This is a genomic window from Roseateles sp. AC306, from assembly GCF_979253795.1.
In genome coordinates, this window is the sequence record NZ_CEEDEB010000003.1 from 185,921 (window position 1) to 212,443 (window position 26,523).

A 26,523-nucleotide genomic window follows, 5' to 3' on the forward strand; every position below is an offset into this window, starting at 1 on the left:
GTGCACCTGAACGGCTTTTGTTCGATCGCCGAAGACCATGGGCCGGCACTCGCTAAACCAAGTCCCCAAACGCCGCCCGCTCCGCCCCAGGCTGATCGAACCGTCGCACTCCTCCAGACAGATTCTCGATAGACGGAGCTTCAATGCAGACCTTGCGCCACAAAGGCAAGACGGCGATCAAGTTCGTGACGCCATCGGGTATTGTGGCGGTCGTAGCCGCGCAATCCTCCAATGAACTGCTGGCTGCCCTGCGACGCAAGCTGGAGCGTAAGTTGCGGCGGTCAGGGCATCTGAAGAAAAAGGGCAGTGCGGCTGATTGAAGTCGCGAACGATTTTTGATCGTCGGCCTTTCGACGGCGTCGACTCTTTGGTCGCGCCATTCGGTATCGCAGCGACGCGTGGCCATGGCGGTTGCTTTTGGCGATTGCTCAAGGTCATCACAGGCGCCGGAGTAGCGCAGACACCTGCACCCGAATCCAGCGCCCCCTAGTTGGTAGTTCGTCCGGGAACTGCGACTTTATCTAACCATCACATCGAGCGGCGACCATGATCTTCCGATGACCGTCTGCCCGGGAGGGCTGCGATGACTGAAGGATCGAACCTGCGTCTGCACGCCGCAGCCGGCACGCAAGCAACGCCAGACAACCTGTTGCCTCTGGCGCAGTACGTGCGGATGTCGACGGAGCACCAGAAGTACTCCACCGACAACCAGTCCGAGGTCATCGCGGCTTACGCGGATCTGCACAAGTGAGGAGCGAACCCAAGCAACCATACTTGGCAGACTCGGCAGACTCGGCAGCCGACCGGCGAGGAAGGGCCCGTCGAGCGCAAGAACGAAGGCGCGGTGGTTGCATCCACAGTTTTGGCTACCTCCAGGCACTTTGCTAGCTTGACCATGCATCACGCAGTTACCTAGCATTTCGAAGCACACCAATTCGGCGCCCTGCGCTAGTGCTGCGAAGAAACTGAGGAGAGATGTCTGCCGCATTTTTTAATTCCTCGGATATCTGTCTAGCCGGGTTGGTGGCTTGCGCCAGCGCCATCGCGGAGGACCGGATGTGCCCGGTGGAGGCCCCGGCTGGCAGCGAGCAGCAACTCAGTCACTTCAACGGCTGGTGGAAGGAACGCACGGCGCCCAAGGTCAACTACCGGCGCTTCGAGGTGCCGGACGGCAACGGCGGCACGGAGCAGATCGACGGCTGGCTGCTGACGCCGGGCGATGCGAATGCAGATCGCCCCGGTCCCCTGCTGGTGGATGCCCACGGCGGCCCAGCGGCCTATGTGCAATTGAATTTCTCGACGCACCCGTATTGGCAGATCCTCTGCTCGCGGGGTTGGTCGGTGCTGGCTCTGAACCCGGTCGGGTCGAGCAGCTACGGCCGGGAGTTTTCGGACAGGCTGCGCGAGAAGTGGGGCGAACTCGATCTGCCTCAGCATCTCGCCGCCGTGGAGCAGTTGCGCAAGGAAGGCATCGCCGACGACCGGGTCGCGATCACCGGCTCGTCGTATGGCGGCTACATCAGTTCCTACGCCATTGGGCACAGCGAGCAGTTCCGTGCGGCAGTGGTCTGCGCACCGGTGGCCAACATGGAGTCGCATTTCGGCACGTCCGACAGCGGCGACTACGCGGACGCCTGTTCGACCGACGGCGAACCCGACGAGCAGCGCGAACTCCTCGCGCGCTTGTCGCCCATGACGACCATCGAGAAGGTGCGCACGCCGACCCTGTTCCTGCAAGGCGCCGACGACGAGCGCTGCCCGCGCGGACAGTCCGAAGAGCTCTTCGTGAAGCTGAGGCGAGCCGGCGGTGCGCCCGCCGAGATGGTGCTGTATCCGGACGGCAGCCACCCTCGGTGTGCCCCCGGTCTTGCGAATCTGGCGGCTGACACGGCGGACGCGCGGACGATGGGCCGGCTGGCAGATATAGCGCAGCGTTTCATGCGGCAGCTGATGGATGGGGCCGGATCTGCCAGGTGCAACACTTTCAGCAAAGGCGCCAGCGGCGGTCAGCCACCAAGCGTGCGGTCCTGAGCCCGGAACCACGCCAGGGCGGCGTCGAAGTGGTCAGGATGGAAGTCTGGCCACAGCGAGTCGACCACATAGATGTCGGCATAGACGCATTGGATGGGGAGAAATCCGCTGAGGCGACGACCGCCGCCCCAACGCACGACGAGGTCGATGCGCGAGACGTCGGACGATCGGCACTCGCCTTCACGCAGGCCCTGGAGGTCCCATTCCCATCCGTAGTTGACGAGGAAGTTCACCTTGATGCCGTCGCCCTGACGCTGCCGGAAGCGCGCGAGCTCGGGCGGGAACTGTGGCGAGCGTTCGTCACCCACGACGAGCAGCGCACCGCCGCGCTCCGCAATCTCCAGCGCAAACCGAACGCAGGCCGCGCGGAACTGTGCCGTCTGGGCGCTGGGGCGCCTCGTGTTGTCCTGTGTGAAGCCGTACACCGACACCTCCTCGATGCCCAGCCGCTTGCAGTTCTCGAACAGCGTCAAGCCCGGTTCGATGCCATGCGCGTAGCCCGCCTCCTTCGGTTGATCGCGCAGCGCCGCCCAGCGGCGATTGCCGTCCGGGATGAACCCCACATGACGGGGCAGATGCTGTCGGCTCATGGGGTCCGGATTCGGCGCATTGCGCCGACTTCCCGTTCTGGATGGCGATGGTTCAGCTCTACTTCTCCAGGATGAACGACCCGATCACCAGCGCGTCCAGCGGCGTGCTGAAGAAGGCCTCGATGGCCGCCTTGGGCGTGGCGACGATGGGTTCGCCGCGCACGTTGAACGAGGTGTTGACGAGGATGGGCACGCCGGTGCGGCGGGCAAACGCCTCGAGCAGGTCGTGGAAGAGCGGGTTGGTGTCGCTGTGTACCGTCTGCACGCGGGCGGTGCGGTCGGTGTGCAGTGCTGACGGAATCTGCTCGCGGCGCTCCGGCTTGACGCCGTAGACGAACAGCATGAAGGGCGACAGGCCGCCGTTGGCGTCGGCCGGCTCGAACCAGTCGGCCAGGTGTTCCGCGTTGATGGCGGGCGCCACCGGGCGGAAGTCCTCGCGGTCCTTCAGCTCGTTCAGGCGTGCCTGCATGGCCGGGTCGATGGGCGAGGCCAGCAGCGAGCGGGCGCCCAGGGCGCGCGGGCCGAACTCCATGCGGCCCTGGAACCAGGCGACGATCTTGTGGCTGGCCAGCAGTTGCGCCGTCTGATCGGCGACGTCGGACACGCGCCGGTAGCGCAGCTGCGCCCATTGCAGCAGCGCCTCGATCTCGGCGTCGTCGAACGCCGGGCCGAGGTAGGCGTGGTCCATCTGCCAGCGTCGCGGCGCCAGCGTGAAGACATTGCCGCTGCGCGCATCGGAGCCCTCGGGCGCGTTCTGCGGCGTGCTGTCAGCCTCCAACCCGCGGCGCTCGCGTGCGTCTATCCACAGGGCCGCGCCCAGTGCCGTGCCGGCGTCGCCCGCCGCCGGCTGCACCCACACGCGCTCGAAGATGCCGGCGTCGCGCAGCCGCGAGTTCATCACGCAGTTCAGGGCCACGCCGCCGGCCATGGCAAGGTCGTGCTCGCCGGTGCGCTCGCGCAGCCAGGTGGCCAGTTGCAGCGTGGTGTCCTCCAGCACTTCCTGCAGCGACGCGGCCAGGTCCAGGTGCTGCTGCTCCATCGTCGCGCCGGCCGCGCGGCGCGGCCCGAAGGCCTGCTCCAGGTCCAGGGGCGTCCAGGTGTACTGCCCGCCGGCGGCGACCCGCAGGTGCTCGCGCAGCAGCGATGCGTAGCGGGGCATGCCCAGGGCAGCCAGCGCCATCACCTTGTACTCATCGCTGGAATGCAGGAAGCCCAGATGCGACGTGACCTGCTCGTACAGCAGCCCCAGCGAATGCGGTACGCGCACCTCGCCCAGGGCCTCGTAGCGGTTGTCGCTGTAGCGGCCGTAGGTCGTGCTGGCCTGCTCGCCGCGGCCGTCCAGCGTCATCACCGCGCAGCGCGGGAACGGCGCGGCGAGGAAGGCGCTGGCCTGGTGGCACAGGTGGTGGGCCACGAAATGCCAGCGATAGGGCGGCTGGTTGCGGTCCGGCAGCGCAAAGCGCTTCTTCAGGTGATGCGGTGCGCCGTCGCGCAGCTGGCGCGGTGCGCTCAGCATGTAGGCGGCGAACAGTGGGTCCCATGGGTTTTCCCAGACGCCGGGCTCGAAGTCGGACGGCTGCAGTGGCAGCGTGAAGCGCTGGTCCGGCGCGCGGTCACCGATGAACAGCTGGGGGTCGAAGCTGTAGCCGACATGCGAGACATCGGCCAGCGTCGCGCCGGCTTCCTTCAGGCAGAAGTCGATGGCGTGATAGGGCAGCTCCCAGGCGCTGAAAGGTACCGGCCGCTTGCCGTGCTTGATGCGCGTGAAGCGCTCCTCCTCGGCCGCGGCCACCACCTGGCCATCAAGCACCAGCGCGGCCGCAGAGTCGTGAAAGCTCGCATTGATGCCGAGCGTGAACAGGCGAGGCGCGGGAACACCCGGTATGGCCGGCGCGGGAGTGGGTTGCATGAAAGCTCCTGACGGTGGGGAGCTGCCAGCGCAGCAAGCCGTGTTCCCAGGTCATGCGTTCACCAGCTGGCGCAGCGCCTGCTCCAGTGCGCGCGGCGCGACCGGCTTGGCCAGGTGGCGCTGGAAGCCGGCGGCCAGCGCGCGCAGCCGGTCTTCCGGCTGCGCCAGGCCGGTGAGTGCCACGGCGGGTAGGCGCTTGTTCAATGGCACCTGGCGCTGGGCTTCCATGGCGCGGATGTTGCGCACGACGGTGTGGCCGTCCTCGGCACCCAGCGCGATGTCGCAGACCAGCACGTCGGGCCAGTCGGCCAGGCCGCGCGTCGTCAGCGCGTGCAGCGCGGCATGCCCGGAGAGCATGCGCTCCGTGCGCGCGCCGTCATGCTCCAGCAGCGCGCCCAGCGAGGCCAGCGCGTCTTCGTCGTCGTCCACGCACATGACGCACATGCCGGTCAGCGGGCGGCTCGGCGTGCCGGGTTCCGGCTCGGCGGCGGGTGGCACCGGTGTGTCGATGCGCGCGTCCTCCGGCAAGGCCAGCGCGGGCAGCGGGAAATCCAGCTGGTACTGCTGCTCGCCCGTCGCGGTGTCGCGCAGCATGGTCAGGTGGCCGCCGGCCTCCGTCACGAGCGTGCGCAGCTCCAGCGTGTCCGGCGGCCCGCCGGTGGCACCGTCCAGCACGCCCTGGAAGCCCACGGTCAGCTCGCTGGCCAGCGCCTTGCGCGCCAGCCTCGCCTCCATGCGGCCGCTTGAGGCGCCGCGCAGCGCCAGCTGGCAGATCAGCTGCACGATGCGCGCCATGCGGCTGGCGTCGCCCATCACGCTGGCCACGTCCATGTCGATGCGCGTGAACAGCTCGATGCGCCGGTCGGCCATTTCGTCGCGCAGGCCGTCCAGGTTCAGCACCAGCATGCCGGCCAGGTTGACGGCGTGCTGCGCCAGGCGCCGCTCCAGCGTCTGCGCCTGCTGCTGCTGGCGCTGCAGTTCCCACAGCTGCGCGTACAGGCCGTTCTGCGCCAGCAGGGCCTCGTGGCGGCCGCGCTCGGCAATGCGGCCGGCGTCCATGACGATGATCTCGTCGGCATTGACGACGGTGGACAGCCGGTGGGCAATGATCAGCGACGTGCGGTTGCGCGCCACGCGCTCCAGCGCGCCCTGGATGGCCCGCTCGGCCCGCGTGTCCAGCGCCGACGTGGCCTCGTCCAGCACCATGATGGGCGGATTCTTCAGAAAGGCGCGGGCGATGGCGATGCGCTGCTTCTCGCCGCCCGACAGTCGCGCGCCACGCTCGCCCACGGGCGTGTCGTAGCCCTCGGGCAGCAGCTGGATGAACTCGTCCGCCTGCGCCGCGCGCGCTGCGGCGGCGACATCATCTCGGCTGGCGCCCGGCCGGCCGTAGCCGATGTTGTAGGCGATGGTGTCGTTGAACAGCATCGGGTCCTGCGGCACCACGCCGATGGCCTCGCGCAGGCTCGCCTGCGTCGCCTTCGTCAGGGGCTGGCCGCCGATGCTGACGCTGCCCGCGTCGGGGTCGTACAGGCGCATCAGCAGCCGCGCCAGCGTGCTCTTGCCCGAGCCGCTGCTGCCCACCACGGCGCAGGTGCGGCCGTGCGGGATCGTTAGCGAGAAGTCGTGCAGCACCGGCCGCTGCGGGTCGTAGCCAAAGTCGATGTGCTCGAAGCGCAGCGTGGTGTCGGCGCTGTGCAGGGGCTGGGCGCCGGGTGCGTCGAGGATGTCGGGCGTCTTGCGCAGCAGCCGGAACAGCGTCTCGGTGTTGAGCAGCGCGTCGCGCGTCTCGCGGAAGACGAAGCCCAGCGTGTTCAGCGGCAGGAACACCTGGATCAGATAGGCGTTCACCATCACCAGGTCGCCGATGCTCATGCGGCCGGCCGCCGTGTCGAAGCCAGCCATCAGCATGACGGCGCCGACGCCCACGCCGATGATGGCGGCCTGCCCCAGGTGCAGGGCAGAGAGCGTCTTCTGGCTGCCGACGCTGCCTGCCACCCACTGCGCCAGCACGTCCCGGTAGCGCCCCCGTTCAGCGGCCTCCCGGCCATGTGTCTTGACGGCGTCGTAGTTCAGCAGCGTGTCGACCAGCAGGCCGTGGGCGCGCGTGTCGTGGCTGTTCATGATGCGCTGGCTCTCCACCCGGTCGCGCGTCTTCCATCCCGTCCAGGCGGCGTAGCCCAGCATCGTGGCGGCGATGACGGCGACGAACTTGACCCCGTAGCCGGCCGACACGATGACCAGCACGACGGCGAACTCGACGGCCGTCGGCAGCACCGTGAAGACGCCGGCGCCGAGCAGGTAGCCCACGCCGCCCACGCCGCGCTCCACCTCGCGGATCAGCGCGCCGGTGCTGCGCTGGGCGTGGAAGCGCGGGCTCATGTCCAGCAGATGGGCGAAGGCGCGTTCCGAAAAGTCGGCGACGACCTGCTTGCCCACGCGCGCGAAAACGAGGTCGCGCAGCTCGGTGAACAAGGTGCCGGCATAGCGCAGCAGTGCGTAGCCCAGCAGCAGCCACACAGGCGCCGTCAACGCGACGTTGGCGCCGGTCGGCGTGAGGTCGTCGACGATGGCCTTGAGCACGCCGGGCACGCCGACGGCCGCCAGCTTGGACAGCACGAGAAGCGCCAGCGCCAGCGCGACCTTCGCCCGCCAGGGGCGAATCGCCTCCCACAGCTGGGCGAGCGCCTGCTGCCCGGTGATCGGTGCGCGTGAGTCATCCATGGGCATCGCCGCCGCGCAGCAATCCGCAGTCCCGAACCGGGGGCGCCGGAGAAGCGCTTCTGCAAGAAGTTCCGGAACTTCTGTGCGTAGCAATGGGCTGGGCGGCCGCCTTGGCGGGGAGAAGCGCTTCTGCGCAGCAGCGGTACGGCGATTGCTCAAGCCCCGCATCAGCATCAATGGAGCAGTCATGACGGCACCCCCCTTGAGAGTCGCACTCATCAGCGAGCACGCATCGCCCCTGGCCGCCCAGGGCAGCGTGGATGCCGGTGGGCAGAACGTGTACGTGCTGCACGTCGCCGCGGCGCTCGCCCGGCTCGGTCACCACGTGGACGTGCTGACGCGGCGCGACCAGCGCAGCCTGCCCACTGCGGTGGACATGCGGCCCGGCGTGCGCGTCATCCACATCGATGCCGGCCCGCCGGAGTTCGTGCCCAAGGAGGAACTGCTCCCCTTCATGAAGGCCTTCGGCACCGAGGCGCTGCGGCTGATGCGGCGCAGCCTGGGCTATGACGTCGTGCATGCGAACTTCTTCATGTCCGGTGTGGTCGGGCTGCGGCTGCAGCGCCAGCTGGATGTGCCGTTGGTGCAGACCTTCCACGCGCTCGGCGCCGTGCGCCGGCTGCACCAGAAGTCGGCCGACGGCTTTCCGCCCGAGCGCATCGCGCTGGAGCAGCGCATCGCGAAGGAGGCCGACTGCGTCATCGCCGAATGCCCGCAGGACGCGGCCGACCTGATGCAGCACTGCGGCGCGCCGGCCCATCGCATTGCCCAGGTGCCGTGCGGCGTGGATCTGGACGAGTTCGGCCCCGGCGACCGCCTGGCCGCGCGTAGGCGGCTCAAGCTGCCCGCCGACGAGTTCATCGTGCTGCAGCTCGGCCGGCTGGTGCCGCGCAAGGGCATCGACAACGTCATCCGCGCGGTGTCGCGTCTGGGCGACGGCCGGCCGTGGCGGCTGCTGGTGGTGGGCGGCGACTCGTTCGAGCCCGACGAGCAGCGCACGCCCGAGATCGCGCGGCTGCGCGCCGTGGCCCAGCAGGCGGGCGTCGAGGCGCGCGTCACCTTCGTCGGCCGGCGCGACCGCCATCAGTTGCGCGACTACTACCAGGCGGCCGACGTCTTCGTCACCACGCCGTGGTACGAGCCCTTCGGCATCACGCCGCTGGAAAGCATGGCCTGCGGCACGCCGGTCATTGGCGCGGCCGTGGGCGGCATCCAGCACACGGTGGTCGACGGTCTGACCGGTTTCCTGGTGCCGCCCGACGACCCCGAGACGCTGGCGATGCGGCTGGAGGACCTGCGCTTCGGCCCGGAGCTGGGCCGGCTGATGGGCCGCGCCGGTCGTGCCCGCGTCTGCCAGGAGTTCACATGGGACGGCGTGGCTGCCCGGCTCGCAGCGTTGTATGCGCGCCTGGCCAGCGAACGGCGCTCATGCGTGCGCAGCAACGCGCTGCACCTGCTGTCCGCGCGCCAGCCGGCCCTGCTGCGGCCGGCCCTGCCGCTGCGGACCCTGGGGGCCGAGGGATGAGCGCCACGCAGGACCGCTGGCGCAGCGCGCAACGCGTGCTGCTGGTGCGGCTGGACAACCTCGGCGACGTGCTGATGACGACGCCGGCCATCGCCGCCGTGCGCGAGTCCTTGCCCGAGGCCCGGCTGACCTTGCTGGCCGCCCGCGGCGTGGTGGCGCTGCAGCCGCACCTGCCGATGCTGGATGAGGTCATCGGCTTTGACGCGCCCTGGATGAAGGCCGGTGCGGCCGCGCTCGCCGGCCAGCCGCCCGGTGAGGCGGAGCGCGTCCTGCTGCGGCGCCTGCAAGCTGAGCGCTTCGACGCCGCCATCATCTTCACCGTCTGCACCCAGAGTGCGCTGCCGGCCGCGCTGCTGTGCCGCATGGCCGGCATCCCGCTCACCCTCGCCCATGTGCGCGAGCGCGCCTATGGCCTGCTGAGCGACGAGGTCCGCGACGACGACCGCATCCGCGTCGGCATGCGGCACGAGGTGCGGCGCCAGCTGGACCTGGTGGCGCAGGTCGGCTTCCGCACCGCCGACGAGCGCCTGCGCTTCCAGCTGCGGGATGCCGACCACCGCGCGGCCCGCGATGCGCTGCTGGCGGCCGGCGTAGGCCAAGACGAGCCCTATGTGCTGCTGCACCCGGGTGCCAGCGCGCCGTCGCGGCGCTACCCGCCGGCGTCCTATGCCGCAGCGGCCGAACTGCTGCAGCGCGAAGGTGGGCGCGTGCTGCTGTGCGCCGGGCCGGCCGAGGCCGAACTGCTGCGGCAGACCCGCGCTGCGATGCGTCTGCCCTGCACCGGGCTGCCGCCGCCCGCCAGCCTCGGTGCGCTGGCGGCGCTGGTGGCGGGCGCGCGCGTGCTGGTCGCCAACAACAGTGGGCCGGTGCACCTGGCCGCTGCGGTCGGCACGCCGGTGGTGGACCTCTATGCGCTGACCAACCCCCAGCACACGCCGTGGCAGGTGCCCGCGCGCGTGCTGAACCACGACGTGCCCTGCCGCAACTGCCAGCAGAGCGTGTGTGCGCAGCCCGACCATGGCTGCCTGAGCGGCGTGGCGCCGCAGGCGGTGGCCGACGCGGCGCGAGAGTTGATGCGGGAGGCCGCATGAGAGAAACGCGCCATGGCGTCGACGTCTGCGTCGTCGTGCCCACCTTCCATCGCCCGGGGCTGCTGCATGGCTGCCTGTCGGCGCTGCTGTCGCAGACGCTGCCGCAACACCGCTTCGAGATCGTCGTCGTGGACGACGGGCATTGCGACATCACGCGGGACTGCGTCGAGGCGCTGGCCGCGCTGTCGCCGGCGCCGCGCATCCGCTACCTGCGCCCGGCGTCCGGCCGCGGCCCGGCGGTGGCGCGCAACTGCGGTTGGCGGGCGACGAGCGCGCCCATCGTCGCCTTCACCGACGACGACACGCGGCCCGACCCCGGCTGGCTGCGCCACGGCCTCGCGGCGCTGCATCAGAACGCGCGCTGGGTGGCAGCGGGCGGCCAGGTGCTGGTGCCGCGCGAGGGCAGGGCGAGTGGCGAGCGGCCCACCGATCACGAGCTGATGACGCGCGGGCTGGAGACAGCCGAGTTCGTCACTGCCAACGCCTTCGTGCGCCGCGACACGCTGGTCATCGTCGACGGCTTCGACGAGCGCTTCCGCCGCGCCTGGCGGGAAGACTCCGACCTCCAGTTCCGCCTGCAGCGCGTAGGCCCGGTCGGCCGCGCGTCGCTGGCGGTCGTGTGGCATCCGGTGCGGCCCGAGCCTTGGGGCGTGTCGCTGCGCCAGCAGCGCAATGTCTTCTTCGATGCGCTGCTCTATCGCAAGCACCCGGCGACCTACCGCTCGCGCGTGCGCCGCATGCCGCCCTGGGACTACTACGCCGTCGTCGCGCTGGCCGTGGCGGCGGTGGCCCTCGGCCTGGCGATGCAGCCGCTGCTGGCGGCGCTCGCATTGGTGGTGGCACTGCTGCTCATCGCGCGCATCACGCTGCGCCGGCTGCGGCCCACATCGCACGCGCCGCGCCATGTGTGGGAGATGCTGGCCACGTCCGCCGCCATTCCCTTCCTGTCGGTGTACTGGCGGCTGCGCGGCGCCTGGCACTTCCGCACGCCGTTCCTGTGAGCGTCGCCGATATCGACGAGCCTGTGCGCCGCATCGTCGTGCTGCGCGCGCTGGTGCTGGGCGACATGCTCTGCGCGGTGCCGGCGCTGCGTGCCATCCGCCGCGCGTGGCCGCAGGCGCACATCGCCGTGCTGGGGCTGCCGGCCAGCCGCGACTACGTCGAGCGGCTGACCTGCGTGGACGAGTGGCTGCCTTTCCCCGGCTGGCCCGGCCTGCCCGAACATCCAGTGGACGTGCGCGCGCTGCCGGCGTTCCTGAGCGCGATGCAGGCCCAGTCCTGGGACCTGGCCATCCAGCTGCATGGCAGCGGCCAGCTGACCAATCCGCTGGTGCGCCTGTTCGGTGCGCGCGCCACGGCGGGCTTCCACGGCGACGGGGCCATGGTGCCGGCCGACGATGCGGCGCGCTACTGCCCCTGGCCCACGCAGGGCCGCGAGACGCAGCGGCTGCTGGCGCTGTGCACGCACCTCGGCCTGCCGGTGGACGAAGACGAGTCGCTGGAGTTCCCGCTCTGCGCCGAGGACGACGAGGCCCTGCGCCGCAGCTGGCCTGGCTGCGGTGACACGCGCTACGCCTGCGTGCATGCCGGCGCCCAGCTGCCGTCGCGGCGCTGGCCGGTGGACCGCTTCGCCGCGGTGGCAGAAGGCCTGCATCAGGCCGGCCTGACCGTCGTGCTGACCGGCACGCTCGGGGAGCGCGCACTGGTGGCCGACCTGTCGCTGCGGCTGGCCGTGCGCGGCGTGCCGCATGTGAACCTGGTCGGCCGCACCAGCCTGTGGTCGCTCGGTGCGCTGCTTCAAGGCGCGCGGCTGCTGGTGTGCAACGACACCGGCGTGTCGCACATCGCTGCCGCGCTGCGCGTGCCCAGCGTCGTCGTGTCCTGCGGCAGCGATGCCCAGCGCTGGGCTCCGCCGGACCGCGTGCGCCACCGCGTGCTGGCCGAGCCCGCGCCTTGCCGGCCTTGCGCCCACGCCATCTGCCCGGTGGGCCATGCGTGCGCTACGGCGCTGACCGTCGACACGGTGCTGGCCGCCGTGCATGAACAGCGTGCGAACCCAGAAACGGCGGTTGACCGCTTCCCATCGCATGCACAAGCTTGATTGCTCGACGGGCAGGTCCCACGGCCGCATTCACCGGTCAGGCGGCAACGCTGCACGCCCGCCTGGCCTGCCCTGGCGCGCGCTGGCTGCGTTGCTTCTCCTCGCGGGCACGAGCCCGCAGCGTCGTCGCGCCTTGCCCGCGCGCCCCAGCGCAGCCCCTTCGGCCGCGCTCAACCCCCGTTTCTAGGTTGGAGACCTCCCCATGCCCCGCCGCCTGCGCATCCTGACCTGGCACGTCCACGGCAACTACCTCTACAACCTGACCCAGGTGCCGCACGACTTCTACCTGGCGACGGACTCCGCCGGTTCGCCGGGCCACGCCGGTCGTGTCGGCGCCTTGCCCTGGGGCGACAACGTGCACGAGGCGCCGCTGGAGCGCATCGCGCAGATGCCGTTCGACGTCGTGCTCTACCAGCACCGCGCCGGCTGGGACGACGACCGCCCGCGCTGGCTCAGTGCCGCGCAGCGCGAGCTGCCGCGCATCTACCTCGAGCACGACCCGCCGCAGCAGCACCCGACCGAGACGCGCCACTGGGTGCAGGACCCGGGCGCCTTGCTTGTGCATTGCACGCACTTCAATGCGCTGATGTGGGATGCGGGCATCACGCCCACGCGCGTCGTCGAGCACGGCGTCAAGCCGCTCAGCGACGTGCGCTACCACGGCGGGCAGGCCAGCGGCCTCGTCGTCGTCAACCACCTGGAGCGCCGCGGCCGCCGGCTGGGCGCCGACCTGTACCACCAGCTGCGTACCGAGGTGCCGCTGTCGCTTGTGGGCATGGGCAGCGAGGAGACACCCGGTGGCGTGGGCGAGATCGCCCAGCACGCGCTGCCCGAACTGATGGCGGCGCACCGCTTCTTCTTCCACCCGGTGCGCTACACCAGCCTGGGCCTGGCCCTCATCGAAGCCATGCTGGTGGGGCAGCCCGTCGTCGGCCTGGCCACCACCGAACTGGCCACCGTCATCCGCAGCGGGCACGACGGCTTCCTGGACAACCGCCCCACGGTGCTGGCCGACACCATGCGGCTGCTGCTCGGCGACCCCGGCCTGGCCAAGGAATGGGGCAGCCGCGGCCGCGCACTGGCGCAACAGCGCTTCAGCATCGATCGCTTCGTGGCCGACTGGATGAACACACTGCAGGAGGTGGCCTCATGACCCCCATCGTTTCCGACACCGTGCTGGTCACCGGCGCCGCTGGCTTCATCGGCAGCCACCTGTGCGAGGCGCTGCTGGCGCGCGGCCACCGCGTGATGGCCGTGGACAACCTCAGCACCGGCGACGTCAGCCACCTGGAGCGGCTGCTCGGCCACACGGGCTTCACCTTCCAGCGCCGCGACGTGGTGCTGGCGCCCACGCCCGCCATGGCGCAGGCCGGGCGCATCTTCAACCTGGCCTGCCCGGCCAGTCCGGTCCACTACCAGAAGGCGCCGGCCGACACGGTGCAGAGCAGCGTCCTCGGCGTTTGGCGGCTGCTGGAGCTGGCGCGGGCCAGCGGCGCGCGGCTGCTGCACACGTCCACCAGCGAGGTCTACGGCGACCCGCAGCAGCACCCCCAGGACGAAGGCTACTGGGGCCACGTCAACCCCATCGGCCCGCGCGCCTGCTACGACGAAGGCAAGCGCTGCGCCGAAGCCATGCTGGTCGCCTGGCGCCAGCAGCACGGCGTGGACGCGTGCATGGCGCGCATCTTCAACACCTACGGCCCGCGTCTGAGCCCCGGCGACGGCCGCGTCGTCAGCAACTTCATCGTGCAGGCGCTGCAGGGCGAGGACCTGACCGTCTACGGCGACGGCCAGCAGACGCGCAGCTTCTGCTACGTCGACGACACCCTGCGCGGCCTGCTGCTGCTGATGGACAGCGGCGAGGCCGGCCCCATCAACCTCGGCAACCCGGGCGAGCACACCATGCTGGATCTGGCCGAGATGGTGCTGCGGCTGACGGGCAGCCGCTCGCGGCTCGTCTTCAAGCCGCTGCCGCAGGACGACCCGCGACGGCGCTGCCCCGACATCACGCTCGCCGGCGAGCGGCTGGGCTGGCAGCCCGAGGTGAACCTGGAAGACGGCCTGCAGCGCACCATCCACCACTTCCGTGCACTGCTCGGCGAACGGCGCGTGACCGTCGCCTGACGGGCCTTGCCATGACGACAACGCGCCGTTCACTGCGCTGGGCCGGCCTGCTGATCGGGCTTGCCCTGGGGGGCTTCTTCGACGGCATCCTGCTGCATCAGATCCTGCAGTGGCATCACCTGCTATCCAACGTCGATGCGGTGCGGGACATGCGCATGCAGCTGCTGGCCGACGGCATCTTCCATGCGTTGATGTACGTCATCGCGGCCATCGGGCTGGCCCTGCTGTGGCGCGGGCGTCATGCCCTCGCCGAGGCTGGCACGGGCCGGCGGCTGTCGGGCGCTGCGCTGCTCGGGTTCGGCGCGTGGCACATCGTGGACGGCGTGCTGTCGCACTGGGTCACCGGCATCCACCGCATCAAGGTCGACTCGCCCACGCCGCTCGTGTGGGACCTGCTTTGGTTCGTCGGACTCGGTGTGCTCCCCGCCGTCGTCGGCTGGTGGCTGCTGCGCGGCACGGGGACGCGCGATGGCGGAAGCGGGCGCCGCGCTGCTGCGGCCCTCGGCCTCTCGCCTGTCGTGGCCGGCCCTTTCGCGGCCTTGCCACCGGCGGCCGACCCGACGCAGGTCGTCGTGCTGTTCGCCCCCGGCGTCAGCAGCGGCCAGGCGTTCAATGCGCTGGCGGCAGTCGACGCCCGGGTGGTGTGGGTGGACCGCTTCGGTGGGCTCTGGGCTGTCCGCCTGGATGACCCGAACCGCGCCTGGCGCCTGTATCGAAGCGGCGCCATGCTGGTGAGCAACACGACGTTCTCGCTGGGCTGCATCTCGGCGATGACGACCGGGGGCGGCAGGTAAGCCCACGCACCCCGGCGCCTGTTCAATGCCGGGTCGGCAGCGCGAGGTGCCGCCGCAGCAGCGGTTGCAGCGCACCGTCCACCATGGCGGCAAGCTGTTCGGGGCGCAGCGCATGGCTGGGGCCTGGGCGGGCCGTGAGACTGGCGCCGGTCCAGCCGGTCCAGGCCGGCAGCCCGTCCCAGCGCACGACGGCCTGCACGCGGGCGGCCAGCGCAGCGTGCAGGCTGTCGTGCACGGGGCCCAGCCAGTGCAGGTTGGGCGGGCCGGGGTCGTCGCCGGGCAGCTCGGCCGCGTCGATCACCAGGTGCAGCGCCGGCTGGCGCCAGGCCGCAGCGCGCAGGCGGCGGCCCAGCTTGGCCAGCGCGTCCGGGTTCTGCGTGCCGTGCAGGTGGCTGGGTGCGGACAGCCACACGCGCGGCGACGGGATGCCGCGCAGCAGGCGGCTCAGCTCTTCGTCCTCGTAGCTGTGCGGTGGCGCCTGGCGCGGGGCGCAGGCCACGCCCGGCCAGCCGGGCGGCAGCTGCGCGTGCACATGGCGCATCAGGTTGCCGTCCGGCGGGTGGGTGGCATCGGGCTGCACGACGACGCCCCCGCCGGCGAGCTCGCGCCACCAGTTCGGATGGCCGTCGTTGCGCCAGCCCGCCAACCAGCACAGCCAGCGCCGCGGGCCGTCCTGCTGCAGCGCCTCGCGCAGCAGTCTCAGCTGTTCGGGCGTCGGCGCCTCGGCCCAGCTGGCGGCACCCTGGCCATGCAGCACCAGCAGCTCGGCCCCGGGCGCAACGGTGTGGCTGCGCAGCAGCGGCGGCCTCGCGCACGGCCGCGGCGGCTCCAGCAGCCGCACCGCGCAGCGGGCGCGCCAGGCATCCAGCAGCAGCTGGCGCGGCGCGGTCCAGTCGTCCCAGGCGCAGGGCAGCAGCAGCAGCAGACCGGGCCGGTCGGTGTCGGCGGAAGTGGCGGTGGCGGTGGCGGTGGCGTGGAGCGGCGGGCGCGCCTCGTTCAGGCTGCGCCAGGACAGCAGTGCACGCGCATAGGGCCGGTTCAGCCGGCGCACCGGCCGGGCCTCGCTTGGCTCCGGCGACTCCGGCAACTCGGCCGGGTCGCGCGGCACCTGCGTGATCTGCCACAGGCCGCTGCGATGCCAGCGCCAGGTGTCGTTCCAGTCCGGCCTGTCCAGCAGTGGATAGAGGCACACGCCCTGCAGCGGCACGCCCATGTCGCGGGCCCGCAGCGCCTCGCCGGCGACCTCGTTGAGCCAGGCGGCTCGGCCCACGCCGAGGTGCCCGGTCTCGGCCAACACCATCGGCCGGCGGTAGCGGCGCCACACGCTGTGCAGCAGCGCCGAGAGCGGCTGGCGCCTCGGGTCGCGCCGATGCCAGGCCAGGCGCTTCTCGCCGGGCACTTCCCATTGGCTGCTGTGATAGTGGTTCATGCCCAGCCAGTCCAGCGCATCGGGGTGGCCGCCGAGCTGCGGCTCCATGCGGCCGGACATCATGTCCAGCGTCTGCCACTGGTAGGAGGCGATGCGCTGCGCCAGCTCGCGCTGGTCGGGGTCGTGTTCGTCCTGCGGCGCCACGTGCACCACCGGCTCCACATGCAGGAAGCGCGCCTCGGGGTCGGCCGCGCGGATGGCCGCCATGCCGGCCAGCGCCGCGCGCACCAGCCGCTGCTTGACGAGGTAGCCGCTGATCAGCGTGTCCTCGGTCGGGCAGGGCGCCTGCATGCCGGCCGGGCCCATGTCGCAGGTGGCGCTGGCCGCCCAGGACAGGAAGCTGATCTCGTTGATCGGCGTGTAGAAGCGCGGCCCCGGGCACAGCGGCCGCAGCACGCGCGCCACCTCGCCGGCAAAACGCGCGAAGCGCGGCACCATGGCGTCGTCCAGCAGCGTCAGGTCGCCCGGCATGCCGTAGTGCATCAGCGTCCACAGGATGTGCACGCCCTGGCGGTTGGCGGCCTGGGCCATGCGCACGGCGCGGCTCAGGTCCCAGCTGCCGCCACCGGCGGGCTCGGTCAGGCGCCAGCCTATGCTTTCGCGCAGGCAGCGCAGGCCCAGCCGGCGAGCGTCGCGGTAGTCGGCGTCCAGCCGCTGGTCGTGGCCGGTGGCGCGCACCATGTCCAGGGCCTCGCCGCGGCCGTTGATGTGGTCGGCACCCTCGTAGCCGCCCATCCAGAACGAGCACAGCAGCGGCGAGCCGCGATGGGGTTGCGTCGTCATATCGAGTCCTCGGGCCGAGCGCCGGGCCGCTCCCAAGCCGGCCCGTCGTGGCGGTGTGCTGGCGGCTCGATGCCGCCAGCATCGCCGTCACCGCGGGGGACCGGCCAAGGTACGCCTTGGACGAGGGGCTCATCCAGCCCTTGCTCCACAAGCGCACACCAGCTGTGGCCGATGAAGATGTGCGCCTCCTGGATGCGCGCCGTGTCGGCGTGCGGCACCACCAGGCAGGGGTCGCACAGCGCGGCCATGGCGCCGCCGTCGCGGCCGCTCAGGCCGATGCAGGCAAGGCCCAGTTCGCGTGCCTGCTCCAGCGCCCGCAGCACGTTGGCCGAGTGGCCGGACGTGGAGATGGCGATGACGCAGTCGCCCCGCCGCGCCAGGCCGGCCAACTGGCGTGCGAACACCTGCTCGAAGCCGTAGTCGTTGCCGATGCAGGTCAGCGCCGAGGTGTCGGTCGTCAATGCCAGCGCGGCCAGGGGGCGGCGTTCGCGCTGGAAGCGGCCTGTGAACTCGGCGGCCAGGTGCTGGCAGTCGGCCGCCGAGCCGCCGTTGCCCATCAGCAGCAGCTTGCCGCCGCCGCGCAGCGTGGCCGTCATCAGCGCGGCGGCGCGCAGGATGTCGGGCTGCAGCGCATGCAGGCGGTCGAACAGCGCGCGGTGGGCAGCCAGGCCGTTGGCGACGATCTCTTCGTCCCAGCGTGGGGTGAATGAGGGCAGGGCACTCATGCAGAAGCTTCCAGTTCTTCCGGCGTGACCGAGGCGGTGCCGAACTTGCCGACCACGAGGCCGGCGGCGCGGTTGGCGGTGCGCACCGCGTCTTCCAGCGGCTGGCCGTGCACGAGCGCGCTGGTCAGCGCGGCCAGCACCGTGTCGCCGGCGCCGCTGACGTCGTAGACCTCGCGCGCCGCCGTGGGCACATGCAGGCAGCGGCCATTGCGGGAGTAGAGGCTCATGCCGTCCTCGCCACGGGTCAGCAGCACATGCTCGATGTCCAGCCGCTGCTGCAGCTCGGCCAGCCGTGCGCACAGCGTGGCTTCGTCGGCCCAGCCGCCCACCGCGTCACGCAGCTCGGCCGCATTGGGCTTCAGCAGCCAGGCGCCGGCATAGGCGGCCCAGTCGTGCCGCTTCGGGTCCACCAGCGCTGGAATGCCCTGCTGCCGGCATTGCGCCAGCAGCGACTGCACATCACCGAGCGCGCCCTTGCCGTAGTCGCTCAGCAGCACCCAGCGGTGGCGGCTGGCAAGGCTGCGGGCCAGCGTGGTCAGCTCGGCCACGCAGTCTGCTGGCGGCGCGGCTTCCACGTCCATGCGCAGCAGCTGCTGGCGCTGGCTGACGAGGCGGATCTTCTGCGTCGTCTGCACGCCGGGGCTGCGCACGAAATGCTGGGTGATGCCCGGCTCGTCCAGCAGCGCCACCAGGCCGGCGCCGGCGGTGTCGGTGCCCACCAGGCCGGTCAGCGTGCACGGGCACAGCAGCCGCGCCAGGTTGAGCGCCACGTTGGCGGCGCCGCCGGCGCGCTGGTGCTGGCGGTTCAGCTGCAGCACGGGCACCGGCGCCTCGGGCGAGATGCGCTGCACCGCGCCTTCGAGGTAGACGTCCAGCATGCAGTCGCCCACGACGAGCACCTGCGGCGGCGCACTGAGCCGTGTGGAAGCATCCATCGTCGTCATGGCGCCTGCATCCTCTGCATCAGCCGCGTGGTGGAGTGGCCGGCCTGGTAGGGCGCGATGACGACGCGGCCGCCCCAGCCCCGCACCAGCGGCGTCTCGGGCAGCGCCTCGGCGTCGTAGTCACCGCCCTTCACATAGACGTCGGGCTGCAGCGCGCTCAGCAGCGAGGCGGGCGTGGCGTCGTTGAACCAGGTCACCCAGGACACGCAGGCCAGTGCGCCGACGACGCGGGCGCGGTGTTCCAGCGTGTTCAGCGGGCGTTGCCCGGGCGCGCCCGGCTTGCCCAGGGCGGCGGCCGATGCGTCGCCGTTCAACGCGACGATGAGGCAGCTGCCCTGCCGGCTGGCGGCCTCCAGGCAGCTGACGTGGCCCACATGCAGAAGGTCGAACACGCCGTTGGTGAAGACCAGCGGGCGCGCCAGCCAGGGCGCCATCTCGGTCAGCCGCCCGGGCGGCAGAAACTTCAGGGAACTGTCCCACTTGTCCAGCACGGTGGATCTCCTGCGGTGTCGCGTGTCAATGAGCAGGTGGCGTTCCCGGCGAGGTCCGCTTCGAGGTGGTCGGCCAGCGCCCACCAATCGGTGAAGACCGCGTCGGGCTCGCGCAGCGGCGAGCGCCGCCACACCGTCTCGCCGCCGCTGTCGAACAGCAGGCCGCCGGCGCCCGCACGGTGCCCGGCTTCGACGTCGTCGAGCGTGTCGCCGACGATCCACGAGCGCGTCAGGTCCAGCCCATGGCGCTGCGCCGCGCGGATCAGCATGCCCGGCGCCGGCTTGCGGCACAGGCAGGCCGGGCGCTCGTCGTCGCCGGGCGCATGCGGGCACATCTCCACGTCCAGCAGCGTGACGGCGAACTCGTCCCGCAGCCGCTGCACCAGCCGCTGCTGCAGCTGCGCGAACTGCTCATGCGTGAAGTAGCCGCGCGCCAGGCCGCTCTGGTTGGTGACGATGACCAGCGCCAGCCCCGCGCGCTGCAGCCGCGCCAGCGCCGCGCCCGCGCCGGGCATGAACCGCAGCAGCGCGGGGTCGGCGTTGTAGGGCACGTTCTCGATCAGCGTGCCGTCCTTGTCGATGAACAGGCAGGGACGCAGCGGCGCGCTGCGGCCGGCATGCGACAGCAGGAGTGACAGCGGGTCCAGCGTGTTCACGGCCAGGAGGTTTCGTGGGTGGGCAGCACGGTCAGCTCGGGCACGACGCTGCCCTCCGGCTGCTGCAGCACATAGCGCACCGCGCAGGCGACGTTGATCGGGTCCTGCAGCTTGGTCTCGTCGATGCCGGGGAAGCGGTCCAGCAGGAAGGGTGTCTTCATGCCGCCGGCGACGATGGCCGTCACGCGCACGCGCTGGTCGCGCAGCTCGGCATGCAGCGCGTGCGACAGGCCCAGCAACCCCCACTTGGTGGCGTGATAGGCGCTGGCATTCGGCCAGCCGCGCTTGGATGCGGTGGACGCGATGTTGACGACCTGGCCGCCACCCGGCTGCTTGAGCATGTGGGCGGTGGCGAACTTCGTCATCAGGAACGGGCCGGACAGGTTGGTGTGCAGCACGCGCAGCCAGTCCTCCACGGCCAGCTCGCCCAGCGGCGCGGTGACGTCCACGGCGGCGTTGTTGACCAGCACGTCCAGCCGGCCGAACTGCTGCAGCGCGGCGTCCACGGCGCGCTGGCATTGCGCCGGGTCGGACACGTCCAGCGGCACGGCCACGGCCTGGATGTCGTGCTCGTCCAGCAGCGCCGCGTGGTTCTGGGCGCGCTGCACGTCCAGGTCGGCCAGCACCAGGCGCATGCCGGCTTCGCCCAGCACCTGCGCGATGGCCGCACCCAGGCCGCGGCCGCCGCCGGTGATGAGAGCGACCTGGCCTTGCAGCGACGGCAGGCTGGGGGTCTTGGGCAGGGGATTTGAAGTGTTGTCGGTCATGGCGTGTGGAAGAAAGGTGAAAGAGGTCAGCGGTTGCACTCGCGGTCTGCGGCTTCCCAGGCGACGGCGCGCAGCTGCGCGGCGGCCATCAGCGAGAAGCACTCGTCCCAGATCGGAAAGGCGCCGCTGGCAGCGACGACGAGGCCGTCCAGCCACACGCCGCCCCACAAGGTGCAGTCGTCCGCGCGCAGGCGGTGCGGTTCCAGCAGCTGCAGGCGGCGGCTGTCCATGCGGTGCCGCCACGACAGCAGCGCCTTGCGGCGGGCGTAGTCGGCGTAGTCCACGTCCCAGCGGTCGCGGTCGCCGATGGAGTGCTCGCACAGCGTGCGCGGCCCGCCCATGGCATCGGCCGGCGTCGCATCGAGCACCACGAGGTGCAGCACGCCCAGGCCGCTGACGCTGGGCGACGACAACTGCGCCTCGATGGCCGGCGTGATCGCCAGCAGCGCGGCGCGCGCGGTGCTGGCCGAAAGAAAGCGGCTGCCGCCGGCATCGGCGTCGCCCGAGACGATCTGCGTGCGCTCAACCATGGGCCGGCTCCCCGGCATGGCGGCGGCGCATTTCAGCGGCGGCGATCTTCAGATGCTGCCGATACTTGGTGACGGTGCGGCGCGCAATGGCCAGCCCCTGCGCCGACAGCAGGCGGGCGATCTCGGCATCGGAGAGCGGGCGGATCGGGTCTTCCTCTTCCAGCATGCTCTTCACCAGGCCGCGTATGGCCGTGCCCGAGCAGGCTTGGCCGCTGGTGCTGACGATGGGGCGCGAGAAGAAGTACTTCAGCTCGAACACGCCCGACGGCGTGGCCATGTACTTGTTGTTCGTGACCCGGCAGACGGTGCTTTCGTGCACGCCCACCTCGGCGGCAATCTCCTTGAGCGCCATCGGCTTCATCGCCATCGCGCCGTAGTCCAGGAAACCGCGCTGCCGCCTGACGATGGCCTCGGCCACGTCGACGATGGTGGCGAAGCGCTGCTCCATGCTGCGCAGCGTCCAGCGCGCCTCCTGCAGGTGGGCGCCCATCTCGTCGTGCTGCGGCGTGCGGTGGCGCTGGAACAGCGCGGCATACACCTGGTTGAGCCTCACCTTGGGCACGACGGCGGGGTTGAGCTGCACGCGCCAGTTGCCCCGCACCTTGTGCACGGTCAGGTCGGGCACGATGTAGTTCACCGGTGCGGCGTCCAGCCTCCAGCCCGGCCGGGGGTCCAGGCGGCGGATGCGGTCGCACACCTTCTCCACCAGCCCGACCGGCGCGCGCAACTGCCGCGCCAGCTGGGCATGGTCGCGCACGGCCAGCATGTCGAGGTGGTGGGTGACGATGGTGGTCGCCATCGCGCGCGTGTCGGGGCAGTCGATGGACGGCATCTGCAGCAGCAGGCACTCGGCCACGGTGCGCGCCGCGACGCCCGCCGGCTCCAATGCCTGCACGCGGTGCAGGGCGATCTCCATCTCCTGACGCGATGGTGGCGGCGCCAGTTCCGGCACGTCGAGGAGGTCCTCCAGCGGCGTGCGCAGATAACCGTCGTCGTCCAGCGACTCGATGACGATGCGCGCCAGCACGCGGTCCCGGTCGGTCAGCGGCAGCACGTTGATCTGCACATGCAGCGACGCGTTCAAGCCCGGCTGCACGGCCATCTGCTCCATGGCCTGGGTCTCGCCGTCATCGGCACGGCGCAGCCCGGTGCCACCCTCGCTGTGCCACAGGTCGCGGTCGTTCCCTTCGCCGGCCTCGCCGGCCGTGGCGTAGGCAGCGTCTGCGGTGTTGTCGGCTGCTTCCCGCTCCGGCGCGTTTTCGCCGGGTGGGGATTCGCCGTCCTCACCGGCTTCAAGGAAGGGGTTGGTCGCCAGCGCATCACGCATCAACGCGGCGAAGTCCATCGACGACATCTGCAGCAACTTCACCGCATGCTGCATGCGTGGTGAGAGCGCGGCGTTCTGCCGGGCGAGGGCATGGAGGTGGAGGGCAGTCAAAGGCGTACTCGGCAAGCTTGGGTGAGCCTGCTGCAATGCAACCGGCGTGCCGGGTTGGCGGCTCCGGGTCGTTTCCGGGGGAGTCGCGCCGCGCGAGGCTGGCCAGGTTCGCCGTTTACCGATGTGTTTTCAGTAAACGCTTCTCCAAGGGGTGTCCAAAGGGTGCCGCCAAGCGGCTTTGCTCCGGCGCGGGAGAAGCGGCACATCGCTTGCTGCTCCGGCTTCATCATCACCAAGGAGCGCCCCATGGCCCAGACCCCAGCCGACGAACCCACAGCTGCGGCGCCCGTGCGTCAGTACCTGCGCCCTGGCAACGCGGAGGAGCCCGCCGCCCCGGCACTGCCGGTGCTGCTCGTGTTCTCGCATCTGCGCTGGGGCTTTGTCTTCCAGCGCCCGCAGCACCTGCTGTCGCGCCTGGCCGGCCGCTGGCGCGTGCTGTTCGTCGAGGAGCCGCAGCAAGGCAGCGGCCCGGCGCGACTGGAAGTGAATGACGTCGCACCCGGGCTGACCGTGCTGGTGCCGCACACGCCCGTGCAGGCGCCGGGCTTCCATGACGACCAGATCACGGCCCTTGAACTGCTGCTGCGCACCTACCTCAAGTCAAACGCGCTGGTCGTGGACGCCACATGGCTCTACACGCCCATGGCCCTGCCGCTGGCGCATGCCCTCGGCGCCGGGCGCCTCGTCTACGACTGCATGGACGAGCTGTCGGCATTCCGCGGCGCGCCGCGCCAGCTGCGCCAGCGTGAGTCGGCGCTGATGCAGCAGGCGGCGCTGGTGCTGACCGGCGGCCCGTCGCTGTTCGAGGCGCGGCGGCACCAGCACGCCAACATCCATTGCTTTCCCAGCGCGGTGGACGTCGAGCACTTCGCGCCCGCCCGGCTGGACCCGGGCGGCGACCTGGCGCAGGAGGCCCGGGCGCTGCAGGGCGACCTGCCCAGGCCGCGGCTGGGCTTCTTCGGCGTCATCGATGAGCGGCTGGACGTGGCCCTCGTCCAGCGCCTGGCCGACCAGCATCCCGAATGGCAACTGGTGATGGTGGGGCCGGTCGTCAAGATCGACCCGGCCAGCCTGCCGCAGCGGCCCAACCTGCGCTGGCTGGGCATGCAGCGCTACGAGCTGCTGCCCTATCTGCTGGCCGGTTGGGACGTGGCGCTGATGCCGTTCGCGCAGAACGAGTCCACGCGCTTCATCAGCCCGACCAAGACGCTGGAATACATGGCGGGCTGCAAGCCGGTGGTCAGCACGCCCATCCACGACGTGGTGACGCTGTACGGCTCCGCCGTAGCCGTCGCGCCGTCGGGCGACGGCTTCGTGCGCGCCTGCGAGGCCCTGCTGGCCGAAGGCACGCACGCCCGCATCGGGCGGCTGGCGCGGATGGCCGGCCTGGTGGAGCGCTACTCGTGGCGCGACACGGCGGACGCAGTGCATGCGCTGCTGAAAGCGGCGGTGGATGTGCAACAGCCGCCCGCGGCCGAGCCACTGGCCGCGCGCGCCTGACGGCGATGGTCATCGACGCCCACCTGCACTGCACCGGCCGCGAGACACAGGGCGAAGTGCTGCGCGCGCTGGACGACGCCGACATCGACGTCGGCGTGCTGCTTGCGCCGTTCCTGAACGACGGCTACTCGCTGAGCGATGCGGCCTCGCTGAGGCGCGCCAATGACCACCTGGCGCGGCTGGTGCAGGGCGCCGAGGACCGCCTCGTCGGCCTGGCCGTCGTCAACCCGTCGCAGGCCGGCGCGCCCGCCGAGCTGAGGCGCGCCATCGAGGCCGGCCTGAGCGGCGCAAAGATGGTGCCCAGCGGCTGGTACCCCTACGACGCCGCCGTGCAGCCCACCTTTGCCGAGGCTGCGCGGCTGAAGCTGCCGCTGCTCTTCCACAGCGGCATCTTCATCGACGGCCGCTCCGGCCGCTTCTGCCGGCCGGTGTTCTTCGAGGCCCTGCGCGACCACCCCGGCGTGCGCGTGACGCTCGCCCACCTCAGCTGGCCGTGGACGGACGAAGCCATCGCCGTCGGCCTGATCGACCGCATCCACGGCGTGCCCGATGCCGAGTGCGTGTTCCGCTTCGACCTGTCCTTCGGCCCGCCGCCGCCCTACCGGCTGGAGGTGCTCAGGCGCGCGCTGGAAGTGCTGGGGCCGGGCTCGCTGCAGTTCGGCAGCGACTGCTTTCTGCCCTGCAGCGGCGCCCACATCGCCGAGCGGCGCGGCTGGCTCGTCGCGCTGCTGGACGAACTGGATGCCGACGCGGCGACGCGCGATCAGATCTTCAGCGGCACGGCGGCGGCGTGGCTGGGGCGTCAGTTCCCTGCCAGTGCGGCGCCGCAGCGGCCGGCAGCGGCCCACGTGCGGGCCGCCGAGGACGATGAACCCGCACTCCGCTTCTGGTCGCAGCGCGGCTGGCCGCCAATATGTTGCTAGCGCTGAACCTAGATCCGGCAATTGACCGCTTGCTATTCGTCGAAAGTCTCAGTGACTCAATACCTTGTCCACTTTGCGCCGTTCACCACTTCGGTGAGCAGCGCTGCACGCCCGCTGGCCTGGCGCTTCGAGCCGCTGGCCGCGTTGCTTCTCCTTGTGGGCATGAGCCCACAGCGTCGTCGCGCCTTGCCATCGGCCCGCTTCGCCAGGCCCTCGGGCGCGCCCAACTGCCGGATCTAGGTTCACCATGACGACGAACAACACCATCTCCACGCCACGCCTGCATGTGCTGCAGGTCATCGGCAACGCCATCGTCGGTGGCATGGAAGCGTGGGTCGAGCGCTTCATCGAGCGGGCGCCCCGCGAGCGCTTTCGGTTCACCGCGCTGCTGCCGTTCGAAGGCGAGTTCGCGCACCGGCTGCGCGCGCTGGACGTCGAGGTGCTCATCGCGCCCATGCCCGACGACCCGCCCTGGGCCAGCATACAGATGGCACTGGCGCTGGTGACCGCCAGCGGTGTCGACCTGCTGCATGCCCACCTGCCCAAGGCCCACCTGCTGGCCGGTCTGGTCGGCCGCCTTGCGGGCAAGCCGGTGGTGACGACCGTGCATGGCCGCCAGCTGACGATGCTGGACCTGGAGGTGCACCGCGCGGTCGGCAGCCACCTGAGCGTCGTCTGCCGCCAGGGCTATTACCACGCGCTGGGGCTGGGGGTGAACGCGGCGCACCTGAGCTGCGAGCTGAACGGCGTCGACACCGCCGTGTTCCGGCCGCAGCGCGGCCAGGCAGCCGGCCTGCGCGCCACGCTGGGCCTGGCCGGCGACGTGCCGCTGGTGGGCTTTGTCGGCCGCCTGTCGCCTGAGAAGGGGCCGGAGGTGTTCGTGCGGGCGATGGCCGTGCTGCTGGGGCGCCTGCCGCAGGTGCATGCGGTGATGGTGGGCGAGGGGCCGATGGACGCCGACATTGCCGCGCTGGCCGAGCGGCTGGGCCTGCAGCAGCGCCTGCATTTCGCCGGGCTGCTGGGTGACATGCCGGCGGTCTACAACGCGCTGGACGTGGTCGTGTCCAGCTCGCACTCCGAGGCCATGCCGCTGGCGCTGATGGAAGCCATGGCCTGCGGCCTGCCCGTGGTGGCGACTCGCGTGGGTGGCGTGCCGGACATCGTCGAGCACGGGCAGACCGGCTGGCTGGTGGGCGCCGGCGACATCAACGACATGGCGGGCCGCTGCGCCGCCCTGGTCGCGGATGCGGCGCTGCGCCAGCGCATGGGCGAGCGCGGCCGGGAGCGCGTGGTGGCGCAGTTCGACCTGGCCGAGAGCGTGGCCCGCGTGAGCCAGTTGCTGGCGCGGCTGGCGCAACCGCGCGCCGAGGGCCCGCGCCGTGTGGCCGTGCTGGCCAGTGGCGGAGGCGGCGCCAGCAGCGCGGCGGCGCGCTGACGGGGCAGGGCGC

The 26,523-nt window shown here is 71.1% G+C and carries 24 protein-coding genes; 13 read left to right on the forward strand and 11 right to left on the reverse strand.

Features of this window, described 5'->3' with window-relative positions:
- Positions 1-143: 143 nt before the first annotated feature.
- From AC0IZJ_RS08980 to AC0IZJ_RS08990, 3 genes are all read left to right on the forward strand, one after another.
- Positions 144-320, forward strand: a complete 177-nt coding sequence (locus AC0IZJ_RS08980; protein WP_471848761.1) for a hypothetical protein — start codon at positions 144-146, stop codon at positions 318-320.
- A gap of 263 nt (positions 321-583) precedes the next feature.
- The gene (locus tag AC0IZJ_RS08985) at positions 584-751 is read left to right on the forward strand and encodes a hypothetical protein (protein WP_471848763.1); all 168 of its coding nucleotides are present in this window, start codon (positions 584-586) and stop codon (positions 749-751) included.
- Positions 752-975: 224 nt separating this feature from the next.
- Positions 976-2,031, forward strand: a complete 1,056-nt coding sequence (locus AC0IZJ_RS08990) for an alpha/beta hydrolase family protein (protein WP_471848765.1) — start codon at positions 976-978, stop codon at positions 2,029-2,031.
- Here AC0IZJ_RS08990 and AC0IZJ_RS08995 read toward each other — a convergent pair.
- From AC0IZJ_RS08995 to AC0IZJ_RS09005, 3 genes are read right to left on the reverse strand one after another with little or no spacing between them, the layout of a single operon-like run.
- Positions 2,007-2,621, reverse strand: coding sequence for an undecaprenyl diphosphate synthase family protein (locus tag AC0IZJ_RS08995; protein WP_471848767.1), 615 nt, complete (start codon positions 2,619-2,621; stop codon positions 2,007-2,009). The two genes, AC0IZJ_RS08990 and AC0IZJ_RS08995, sit on opposite strands and share 25 nt — an antisense overlap.
- Positions 2,622-2,679: 58 nt before the next feature.
- Positions 2,680-4,530 (reverse strand): carbamoyltransferase family protein, encoded by a 1,851-nt coding sequence (locus tag AC0IZJ_RS09000; RefSeq protein ID WP_471848769.1) that lies wholly within the window; start codon positions 4,528-4,530, stop codon positions 2,680-2,682.
- 51 nt (positions 4,531-4,581) lie between these two features.
- Complete coding sequence (locus tag AC0IZJ_RS09005; RefSeq protein ID WP_471848771.1) at positions 4,582-7,254, reverse strand: ATP-binding cassette domain-containing protein; 2,673 nt, start codon at positions 7,252-7,254, stop codon at positions 4,582-4,584.
- A gap of 187 nt (positions 7,255-7,441) precedes the next feature.
- On the opposite strand from AC0IZJ_RS09005, the gene AC0IZJ_RS09010 reads away from it, so the two are divergent.
- From AC0IZJ_RS09010 to AC0IZJ_RS09040, 7 genes are all read left to right on the forward strand, one after another.
- On the forward strand, positions 7,442-8,779 hold the full coding sequence (locus AC0IZJ_RS09010; protein WP_471848773.1) for a glycosyltransferase family 4 protein: 1,338 nt from the start codon (positions 7,442-7,444) through the stop codon (positions 8,777-8,779).
- Complete coding sequence (locus tag AC0IZJ_RS09015) at positions 8,776-9,870, forward strand: glycosyltransferase family 9 protein (protein WP_471848775.1); 1,095 nt, start codon at positions 8,776-8,778, stop codon at positions 9,868-9,870. The genes AC0IZJ_RS09010 and AC0IZJ_RS09015 overlap by 4 nt, the downstream gene beginning before the upstream one ends.
- Positions 9,867-10,871, forward strand: coding sequence for a glycosyltransferase family 2 protein (locus AC0IZJ_RS09020; protein WP_471848777.1), 1,005 nt, complete (start codon positions 9,867-9,869; stop codon positions 10,869-10,871). Before AC0IZJ_RS09015 ends, AC0IZJ_RS09020 begins: the two co-directional genes overlap by 4 nt.
- Entirely contained in the window at positions 10,868-11,971 is a 1,104-nt protein-coding gene (locus tag AC0IZJ_RS09025) for a glycosyltransferase family 9 protein (RefSeq protein WP_471848779.1), read from the forward strand. The genes AC0IZJ_RS09020 and AC0IZJ_RS09025 overlap by 4 nt, the downstream gene beginning before the upstream one ends.
- A gap of 202 nt (positions 11,972-12,173) precedes the next feature.
- Positions 12,174-13,124 (forward strand): glycosyltransferase family 4 protein, encoded by a 951-nt coding sequence (locus AC0IZJ_RS09030; protein ID WP_471848781.1) that lies wholly within the window; start codon positions 12,174-12,176, stop codon positions 13,122-13,124.
- On the forward strand, positions 13,121-14,095 hold the full coding sequence (locus AC0IZJ_RS09035) for a UDP-glucuronic acid decarboxylase family protein (RefSeq protein WP_471848782.1): 975 nt from the start codon (positions 13,121-13,123) through the stop codon (positions 14,093-14,095). Before AC0IZJ_RS09030 ends, AC0IZJ_RS09035 begins: the two co-directional genes overlap by 4 nt.
- An 11-nt stretch (positions 14,096-14,106) precedes the next feature.
- The gene (locus AC0IZJ_RS09040) at positions 14,107-14,889 is read left to right on the forward strand and encodes a DUF2243 domain-containing protein (protein WP_471848784.1); all 783 of its coding nucleotides are present in this window, start codon (positions 14,107-14,109) and stop codon (positions 14,887-14,889) included.
- Between the two features lie 22 nt (positions 14,890-14,911).
- Here AC0IZJ_RS09040 and AC0IZJ_RS09045 read toward each other — a convergent pair whose 3' ends face one another.
- The 8 genes from AC0IZJ_RS09045 to rpoN are packed head-to-tail and all read right to left on the reverse strand — an operon-like array spanning position 14,912 to position 22,652.
- The gene (locus AC0IZJ_RS09045) at positions 14,912-17,101 is read right to left on the reverse strand and encodes a hypothetical protein (RefSeq protein WP_471848786.1); all 2,190 of its coding nucleotides are present in this window, start codon (positions 17,099-17,101) and stop codon (positions 14,912-14,914) included.
- Entirely contained in the window at positions 17,098-17,826 is a 729-nt protein-coding gene (locus AC0IZJ_RS09050) for a D-sedoheptulose 7-phosphate isomerase (protein WP_471848788.1), read from the reverse strand. The genes AC0IZJ_RS09045 and AC0IZJ_RS09050 overlap by 4 nt, the downstream gene beginning before the upstream one ends.
- Positions 17,823-18,770 carry a D-glycero-beta-D-manno-heptose-7-phosphate kinase gene (gene rfaE1, locus AC0IZJ_RS09055; protein ID WP_471848790.1) on the reverse strand — a complete coding sequence of 316 codons (948 nt, stop codon included), beginning with the start codon at positions 18,768-18,770 and terminating at the stop codon, positions 17,823-17,825. The genes AC0IZJ_RS09050 and rfaE1 overlap by 4 nt, the downstream gene beginning before the upstream one ends.
- Entirely contained in the window at positions 18,767-19,261 is a 495-nt protein-coding gene (locus AC0IZJ_RS09060; protein WP_471848792.1) for an adenylyltransferase/cytidyltransferase family protein, read from the reverse strand. The genes rfaE1 and AC0IZJ_RS09060 overlap by 4 nt, the downstream gene beginning before the upstream one ends.
- Positions 19,234-19,917 (reverse strand): D-glycero-alpha-D-manno-heptose-1,7-bisphosphate 7-phosphatase, encoded by a 684-nt coding sequence (locus tag AC0IZJ_RS09065; RefSeq protein WP_471848794.1) that lies wholly within the window; start codon positions 19,915-19,917, stop codon positions 19,234-19,236. The genes AC0IZJ_RS09060 and AC0IZJ_RS09065 overlap by 28 nt, the downstream gene beginning before the upstream one ends.
- On the reverse strand, positions 19,914-20,684 hold the full coding sequence (locus AC0IZJ_RS09070; RefSeq protein WP_471848796.1) for an SDR family oxidoreductase: 771 nt from the start codon (positions 20,682-20,684) through the stop codon (positions 19,914-19,916). The genes AC0IZJ_RS09065 and AC0IZJ_RS09070 overlap by 4 nt, the downstream gene beginning before the upstream one ends.
- A 26-nt stretch (positions 20,685-20,710) precedes the next feature.
- Positions 20,711-21,214: a hypothetical protein gene (locus AC0IZJ_RS09075; protein ID WP_471848798.1), complete on the reverse strand. Its 504-nt coding sequence runs from the start codon at positions 21,212-21,214 to the stop codon at positions 20,711-20,713.
- Positions 21,207-22,652, reverse strand: coding sequence for an RNA polymerase factor sigma-54 (gene rpoN / locus AC0IZJ_RS09080; protein WP_471848800.1), 1,446 nt, complete (start codon positions 22,650-22,652; stop codon positions 21,207-21,209). Before rpoN ends, AC0IZJ_RS09075 begins: the two co-directional genes overlap by 8 nt.
- A gap of 246 nt (positions 22,653-22,898) precedes the next feature.
- Here rpoN and AC0IZJ_RS09085 point away from each other — a divergent pair, with 246 nt between their 5' ends.
- The 3 genes from AC0IZJ_RS09085 (at position 22,899) to AC0IZJ_RS09095 (ending at position 26,510) form a co-directional block, all read left to right on the forward strand.
- Positions 22,899-24,152, forward strand: a complete 1,254-nt coding sequence (locus tag AC0IZJ_RS09085) for a glycosyltransferase (protein WP_471848802.1) — start codon at positions 22,899-22,901, stop codon at positions 24,150-24,152.
- A gap of 5 nt (positions 24,153-24,157) precedes the next feature.
- Entirely contained in the window at positions 24,158-25,075 is a 918-nt protein-coding gene (locus tag AC0IZJ_RS09090) for an amidohydrolase family protein (RefSeq protein ID WP_471848804.1), read from the forward strand.
- A 247-nt stretch (positions 25,076-25,322) separates the two neighbouring features.
- Positions 25,323-26,510: a glycosyltransferase gene (locus AC0IZJ_RS09095; RefSeq protein WP_471848806.1), complete on the forward strand. Its 1,188-nt coding sequence runs from the start codon at positions 25,323-25,325 to the stop codon at positions 26,508-26,510.
- Positions 26,511-26,523 lie beyond the last annotated feature (13 nt).

Bases quoted from the DNA above. Each gene is read 5' to 3' on its own strand.
- AC0IZJ_RS09085 (WP_471848802.1), top strand. From the start codon at position 22,899: ATGGCCCAGACCCCAGCCGACGAACCCACAGCTGCGGCGCCCGTGCGT.
- AC0IZJ_RS09095 (WP_471848806.1), top strand. From the start codon at position 25,323: ATGACGACGAACAACACCATCTCCACGCCACGCCTGCATGTGCTGCAG.
- AC0IZJ_RS09075 (WP_471848798.1), bottom strand. From the start codon at position 21,214: ATGGTTGAGCGCACGCAGATCGTCTCGGGCGACGCCGATGCCGGCGGC.
- AC0IZJ_RS09090 (WP_471848804.1), top strand. From the start codon at position 24,158: ATGGTCATCGACGCCCACCTGCACTGCACCGGCCGCGAGACACAGGGC.
- AC0IZJ_RS08980 (WP_471848761.1), top strand. From the start codon at position 144: ATGCAGACCTTGCGCCACAAAGGCAAGACGGCGATCAAGTTCGTGACG.
- AC0IZJ_RS09045 (WP_471848786.1), bottom strand. From the start codon at position 17,101: ATGACGACGCAACCCCATCGCGGCTCGCCGCTGCTGTGCTCGTTCTGG.
- AC0IZJ_RS09035 (WP_471848782.1), top strand. From the start codon at position 13,121: ATGACCCCCATCGTTTCCGACACCGTGCTGGTCACCGGCGCCGCTGGC.
- AC0IZJ_RS09070 (WP_471848796.1), bottom strand. From the start codon at position 20,684: ATGACCGACAACACTTCAAATCCCCTGCCCAAGACCCCCAGCCTGCCG.
- AC0IZJ_RS09040 (WP_471848784.1), top strand. From the start codon at position 14,107: ATGACGACAACGCGCCGTTCACTGCGCTGGGCCGGCCTGCTGATCGGG.
- AC0IZJ_RS08985 (WP_471848763.1), top strand. From the start codon at position 584: ATGACTGAAGGATCGAACCTGCGTCTGCACGCCGCAGCCGGCACGCAA.
- rfaE1 (WP_471848790.1), bottom strand. From the start codon at position 18,770: ATGACGACGATGGATGCTTCCACACGGCTCAGTGCGCCGCCGCAGGTG.
- AC0IZJ_RS09015 (WP_471848775.1), top strand. From the start codon at position 8,776: ATGAGCGCCACGCAGGACCGCTGGCGCAGCGCGCAACGCGTGCTGCTG.
- AC0IZJ_RS09020 (WP_471848777.1), top strand. From the start codon at position 9,867: ATGAGAGAAACGCGCCATGGCGTCGACGTCTGCGTCGTCGTGCCCACC.
- AC0IZJ_RS08995 (WP_471848767.1), bottom strand. From the start codon at position 2,621: ATGAGCCGACAGCATCTGCCCCGTCATGTGGGGTTCATCCCGGACGGC.
- AC0IZJ_RS08990 (WP_471848765.1), top strand. From the start codon at position 976: ATGTCTGCCGCATTTTTTAATTCCTCGGATATCTGTCTAGCCGGGTTG.
- AC0IZJ_RS09005 (WP_471848771.1), bottom strand. From the start codon at position 7,254: ATGGATGACTCACGCGCACCGATCACCGGGCAGCAGGCGCTCGCCCAG.
- AC0IZJ_RS09030 (WP_471848781.1), top strand. From the start codon at position 12,174: ATGCCCCGCCGCCTGCGCATCCTGACCTGGCACGTCCACGGCAACTAC.
- AC0IZJ_RS09010 (WP_471848773.1), top strand. From the start codon at position 7,442: ATGACGGCACCCCCCTTGAGAGTCGCACTCATCAGCGAGCACGCATCG.
- AC0IZJ_RS09000 (WP_471848769.1), bottom strand. From the start codon at position 4,530: ATGCAACCCACTCCCGCGCCGGCCATACCGGGTGTTCCCGCGCCTCGC.
- AC0IZJ_RS09050 (WP_471848788.1), bottom strand. From the start codon at position 17,826: ATGAGTGCCCTGCCCTCATTCACCCCACGCTGGGACGAAGAGATCGTC.